Genomic DNA, 6,000 nt, shown 5'->3' on the forward strand with positions numbered 1-6,000 from the left:
CAATTGGGCGTACTTATTGAATAAGTCAGTCTGCCTTTTCTTTAATCGGGCCATTGAAGGGAATGAAGGATTTAATACGGGTGAGTTATGACTAAAATATTTTCAAAAGAAAGGCTTACACACACAAAGCTTTTCCTTCATACTATAATAGCTGCAATAGGGCTTTTAAATTACATGGCATAGAACTTGATAAAAAATAACATTGATTTATGTAATGGAGGGAAATACTTGACAAAGGGGTTACTTCATCATATTGAAATATATGTATCGAACTTGAGTAAGTCAATCGATTTTTGGGGCTGGTTTCTCAAAGAACTGAACTATAGTTCTTTTCAGGAATGGGAAAATGGACAAAGCTGGAAATTGGGAGATACATACATAGTATTTGTGCAAACGGAAGAACGGTTTTTGGATGTTCCATATCATAGATGCCGAGTAGGTCTTAATCATTTAGCATTTTACGCAGAATCACGACAACATGTAGATGATATTACTAAGAAATTAGAAGAAAAAGGAATTGCTATTCTTTATAAAGACCAACATCCTTTTGCAGGTGGGAATGATCATTATGCAGTTTACTTTGAGGATCCAGACAGAATAAAAGTTGAACTTACAGCACCTTAATTATTCATTAATCGGGCGCCATATTAAGTAATGAATTACTTTATGATTGGACTTTGTATTAAGGAAACCTTCTCAAGTGATTATTGTGGGGTGACGTTTACGCTGATACTCCCCATTATGATTTAAAGCGTTTAATTAACTATCCTTTTGATCCTCCGTACATACAGGAGCATACCCAAATTTCATCCTCCATCATTTACTCATTCAACACATTGATAGTACCTAAAAAACTCCCACTTTTTGAACGAACGTGGGAGTTTATTCTAACTATTCACTTGTTTCTCCGTATTTCCTTATTAATTTTACGAAGCGCTTTTTTTGAGCCTCGTTGAAGATCATGGTTCTGTTTTCTGGTTTTATAATCAATGAATAAAGTGTCTAAGTCATAGTCTTTTGGATACAACTCTGAAGCTTTTAACTCTAAATCCAATCGTTTTTCATTGACCTCAATAAATTGATTTTGATAGAACACGGTAACGTTATGATACTCATCTTTTCCCTTGTACACGATCCCAATGTCGTTGTGTTCCAGCAGCTTTACACGGTCACCTTTATAATAATCGTGTGTTTTTGCTTTTTCTGCAACTTGTTTTGGTTTTCGGATTTTGTTTTCATTCAATCGTTCTAAGCGGTATTCTTTATTTTTCATGTAATCTTCCGCTCTTTTAAGAACATTTCCCGGTACATCCATCTTTCTGGAAATCCATAAAGCATTACTGTTTCCTGATTGTCCGATGAGAAGCTTATACAATGGTTCAAGTGTTTCTTGATTAAATTGCATGGCTGCGTTCATAAAGTCACTATGCAATTCGGAAAAACGTTTTATTTCTCCATAATGCGTTGTTGCAACGGTTATACACCCTTTAAGATAAAATTCTTCCAAGAGGGAGATTGCTAAAGCGGCTCCCTCATTTGGCTCGGTCCCACTGCCAATCTCGTCGAAAAGTAACAGTGTATTGTTGTTTACAGAACGAAGGATTTCAGACAAGTTCTTCATGTGAGAAGAGAACGTACTAAGGGCATTTTCTAAACTTTGATTGTCACCAATATCTACAAAAATACGGTCAAATATTGCAATTTCAGTTTCTTTCGATGCTGTGATATGAAACCCGGACATCGTTGCCAAAGTGACAAGACCAATTGTTTTTAGCACAATTGTTTTTCCTCCAGCATTGGGACCGGTTATGATCAAACTACGATAACTATTTCCAATCTGAAATTGAAGCGGAACTACATCACCTGATAATAATGGGTGTTTGCAATGAACCAATTTAATATTTCCATATTCATTAATGTTTGGCTCAATTCCGTCCAGATGTTTGCTATATTTAGCTTTGGCAAAAATCATATCGTACTGGGATATAAGATCAATATTCACTTTTATAGGCTGGAGATTTTCTGCCACTAACCCAGTTAAAGTGGCTAGAATTTGATATTCCAACATGGCTTCTTCGGATTTTAAGGCTGTTAACTCATCACTTAATTTTCCTACCGCGCTAGGTTCCATAAAGACTGTCGAACCTTTAGCAGATATTTCAATCACTGTTCCATGTATATGATTTTTGTATGATGCTTTGATAGGTATTGTATATCGGTCATCTTTCATACTAATAATGAATTCTTGGATATATTTTTTATTCGCACTGCTGTTTAAAAATTTATTTAATCGGTCTTTGATCTTTTGTTCGGTGGATTGAATCTGAGAACGGACACGTTTGAGTTCTTTACTGGCTGCCGAGTCAACCTGATTGTTTTTAATTGAAAAAGTAATTTCCTCTTCTACTCCCACGAATTCTGTCATGGTATTAGCATAAGAAGCTAACAATGGTGCAAACCATTCTTTGTTGGACATGAATATTTTAATTTTCCGGCTGCCCCTTAAGAAATCGGAGATACGTAAAAGCTCCGATGGGTCTAAAATAATTCCTTTCTCTAACTTCTCGATAATATGTTCAATGTTGGAAACTCCGATGAAAGGAACGTTTCCTCCTGCATCCAGAACGGCACGTGCTTCAGTAGTTTCCGTTAAACGATGTTTTACTACTTTTAGATTAGTACTGGGTGTTAATTTATCGATTAATTTTTTACCGAGTTCGCTAACGCAATACGACTTTACTATCTCTTTTAGTTCATTGTATTGTAATTTTTCAAATGTATTTTCATTCATTTTTTATCATTCTCCTCATTGTGAATAATTTATCAGCAATGAAGATACCTGCAAGCAGGATTTCAATGAGTTATTTATATATAAAAAAGCTGCGGCAGATACCGCAGCTTACACTTACAAGGCAAAAGTGAATTACATAAATAAAACCATCCATAACGATAGTTCTAATCATGAAATAATGCGCTTGTTTGTAAAGTATGGTAGGTATCTTCATAGGTGGAAATAAGTCCATAGCAAAATAAGGGGTCGAAATGACTAAAATCCCCTGTTGTTGAAACTTTCCTTATTTCCAATCATGTTTTCCTATTTAGAAGCTACCGCACTCACAAAAAGCACCTCTCATTATAATTAATATGCTCATTGAAATCGACTTTACAGGATTTATTATACTTTGTAACTCGGTAGATGTAAAGAATGTAAACATCTTGCTTCTCAAAAATACAACCATTTAGCTTTTTACTGAGAATTTTCCTTTCCAAGTTGGGATGAATTATTGTCCATTTAATCAGGTTTTCTTCGATAATATAAACAATATTGAGCAAATAAATTTATGATTGAGCCATATTGTGGAATAAGAATAAGCCTTTCCATTGTACTAACTTTAGTGAACCTCCTTGTTTGCAACCAATTAATCGCCTTCATCGAATCCTCCCCATCAAGTGAATAGTTACAGGCAGTCGTTTATTTGCAAATCACTTAAATCTTCAAATCCTCCTTTCACACTTCTTTTTTATTCATCTCATCCAGGATTTTGATACCTAAAAAATATTTTCGGTTGCCCTTAAATGAACTTGTTCAATGATGAAACATTATTTTCTTGATATTAAGTATATCTTGAATTAAAATTTAAGTGTAATTACTGTTTATTGTGTAGATACTGTATATGGGAGACGTATACAGTATGAAGATGGGGTGCTTATGAAGATTATAATTAAAAATGGTACTGATCAACCGTTATATCAACAAATCAAGGATCAAATTAAGGCGGGTATTCTCCGTCAAGAATTAAAAGAAGGTGAAAAGCTCCCTTCCATCCGTTCATTGGCTAATGATTTACACGTTAGTGTTCTTACAACTAAAAGAGTGTATGACGAGTTGGAAAAAGAAGGTTTTATCGTTACCACAGTCGGAAAAGGCAGTTTTGTAGCATCCGAAAACTTTGAGCTGTTATCGGAATCCAAAAAAAGAGTGATTGAAGAAAAGTTATCAAGTGTTTGGAGTATGGCTAAAACACTGGGAATAAGTAAAGAAGAGATTTACTTAATGATGGATATTATTTTTTCAGAGGAAGATGAACAATGAAAAAAATTTTGGAAGTAAATAACTTGAAGAAAGAATTGGAAAATTTCCGTTTGGACAAATTAGATTTTTCACTGGAAGAAGGATGTATAACAGGCTTCATCGGGACAAATGGATCTGGAAAAACCACTGCTATTAAGACCATCCTTGGACTATACCCAAAAGATGATGGAAAAATTTCTTTTTTCGGTAAAGACATGGAGAAAAATGAATCTTTTATAAAAAATCGAGTCGGGATTGTACTGGATGAAGGATATTTTTATGAGGAAATGACTTTGAAGGAAATGAAAAGCGTGATTGCCCCTGCTTATACAGACTGGGATGAATCTATATTTCTAAAATATATCAAACGTTTTGATTTGAATATAAACCAGAAGATTGCAACATTATCCAAAGGTATGAGGATGAAATTTGCTATAACTTTAGCTCTTTCACACCATGCTGATTTATTGATTATGGATGAACCAACAAGTGGGCTAGATCCATTAATTCGTAATGAATTAATGGAAATACTATTAAACTTTATGGAGGAAGAAGGAAAAAGTGTCTTCTTCTCTACTCATATCACTTCCGACCTGGAGAAAGTAGCAGACAGACTGATATTGATTGATAAAGGAAGAATTATTTTTAACGAAGGTAAAGATGAACTGTTAGACAGACACTTTTTAGTTAAAGGAGATAGTCGTTTAATAAACGAACACACTAGACCGCTATTTTTAAGATTAAATGAAACAGCTTTTGGTTTTGAAGGAATCACCGATAAAAGACTGATAGTACAAGAACAGATGAAAGATATAGTTTTCGAAAGACCATCTATAGAGCAGGTAATGCTGGCCTACGTAAGGGAGGAATAAACATGTTGTTTCATCTAGTTAAGAAAGATCTGATCTTGGCAAAAAAATATATATTGTTTATGCTTGTTTTTGCAGTCGCCGGACCTATCTTTATCTATACAAAATTAGGGTTTAGTAACGGCAGCTTTGTGAGCTTCCTTATTACCCTTTTATTTATCGAATATATACTGTTCAATACCATTTCTTTGCAAGAAGATAAATATAAAGGGCTGGCGCTCCTTTGCACAACACCACATAAGCGAGAGGGTGTCATTAAAGCAAAATATCTGCTCCTCCTTGTGATTTTTATTGTAAGTTTTCTTTTGTATAATCTTGCAGCCGCTATTGGTGCATCTTCAGGATTAACAGGGTTGGATGCCTTTAGTGTAGGCATAGCCCTTCTTGTCATCTCGATATTTTTCGGTATATTAATTCCTGTTCAAACGAAATTTGGCTATGAAAAAACAAAGTATATCTTTTTCATTATCATTTTTCTAACTCCGTTTATGATGCCCTCTGTCATTGAATGGTATCATTCCAAAAACTTTAGTCTCAGCCTACCCCTTCAACTGCCTAATGCAGTAAAGTTATGGGTGCCTTTCATTGTATCTTTACTGATTGGATTCATTTCAATGATTATATCAATCCGAATCTTTTCTAAGAAAAACTTATAGCCCTTGAGTTGAGTATGTTAGCGACTAATTTTAACTACTGAAAAGTGTAGTGTATTAGAAACCTTGTAAAATCAAAGATTCGGGGCTTTTTTCTTCTGTATGACAATGCTGTGACTGCTAGAATAAAGTGTACAGTTTTTGCTTGATAAGATGAAACGCTTATTTACCCAAATATACCAGCAAAAAATATCAACCTATCACTGTAAAATGATCATAGTTCATACTTGCAGTGGAGGTTAGCGAAGGTGGATAAGTGGGAAATGTACATGGAGATAAAGCAATTATTAAAGCAAGGATTTAGTCAGACAAAGATAGCTGAAAAGTTAGGGGTTTCTCGAACAACTGTTTACAGGCACTTAAAGAGATCTCCTTCGGAGATGGCGGAATGGGTTGATTCTCTTCA

The 6,000-nt window shown here is 34.6% G+C and carries 6 protein-coding genes; 5 read left to right on the forward strand and 1 reads right to left on the reverse strand.

Annotated elements, in window-relative coordinates; genetic code table 11:
* Nucleotides 1–228: 228 nt before the first annotated feature.
* Nucleotides 229–624: a VOC family protein gene (locus C509_RS0112695; protein WP_018707318.1), complete on the forward strand. Its 396-nt coding sequence runs from the start codon at nt 229–231 to the stop codon at nt 622–624.
* Nucleotides 625–895: 271 nt separating this feature from the next.
* On the opposite strand, the gene C509_RS0112700 is transcribed toward C509_RS0112695, so the two are convergent.
* On the reverse strand, nt 896–2,791 hold the full coding sequence (locus tag C509_RS0112700) for an endonuclease MutS2 (RefSeq protein ID WP_018707319.1): 1,896 nt from the start codon (nt 2,789–2,791) through the stop codon (nt 896–898).
* A 918-nt stretch (nt 2,792–3,709) separates the two neighbouring features.
* Here C509_RS0112700 and C509_RS0112705 point away from each other — a divergent pair.
* The 4 genes from C509_RS0112705 to C509_RS25595 form a co-directional block, all read left to right on the forward strand.
* Complete coding sequence (locus C509_RS0112705) at nt 3,710–4,093, forward strand: GntR family transcriptional regulator (RefSeq protein ID WP_018707320.1); 384 nt, start codon at nt 3,710–3,712, stop codon at nt 4,091–4,093.
* Nucleotides 4,090–4,944: an ABC transporter ATP-binding protein gene (locus tag C509_RS0112710; RefSeq protein ID WP_018707321.1), complete on the forward strand. Its 855-nt coding sequence runs from the start codon at nt 4,090–4,092 to the stop codon at nt 4,942–4,944. Before C509_RS0112705 ends, C509_RS0112710 begins: the two co-directional genes overlap by 4 nt.
* A gap of 2 nt (nt 4,945–4,946) precedes the next feature.
* Nucleotides 4,947–5,597, forward strand: a complete 651-nt coding sequence (locus C509_RS0112715) for an ABC-2 transporter permease (protein WP_018707322.1) — start codon at nt 4,947–4,949, stop codon at nt 5,595–5,597.
* Between the two features lie 266 nt (nt 5,598–5,863).
* The coding region (locus tag C509_RS25595; RefSeq protein WP_245542476.1) for a helix-turn-helix domain-containing protein at nt 5,864–6,000 on the forward strand (137 nt) is incomplete at its 3' end.

Source organism: Siminovitchia fordii DSM 16014 = CIP 108821 (assembly GCF_000374565.1).
Lineage (GTDB): Bacteria > Bacillota > Bacilli > Bacillales > Bacillaceae_C > Siminovitchia > Siminovitchia fordii.

Excerpts from the sequence above, each read along its gene's own strand:
- C509_RS0112700 (WP_018707319.1), bottom strand. The coding sequence starts at position 2,791 with ATGAATGAAAATACATTTGAAAAATTACAATACAATGAACTAAAAGAG.
- C509_RS0112715 (WP_018707322.1), top strand. The coding sequence starts at position 4,947 with ATGTTGTTTCATCTAGTTAAGAAAGATCTGATCTTGGCAAAAAAATAT.
- C509_RS0112710 (WP_018707321.1), top strand. The coding sequence starts at position 4,090 with ATGAAAAAAATTTTGGAAGTAAATAACTTGAAGAAAGAATTGGAAAAT.
- C509_RS0112705 (WP_018707320.1), top strand. The coding sequence starts at position 3,710 with ATGAAGATTATAATTAAAAATGGTACTGATCAACCGTTATATCAACAA.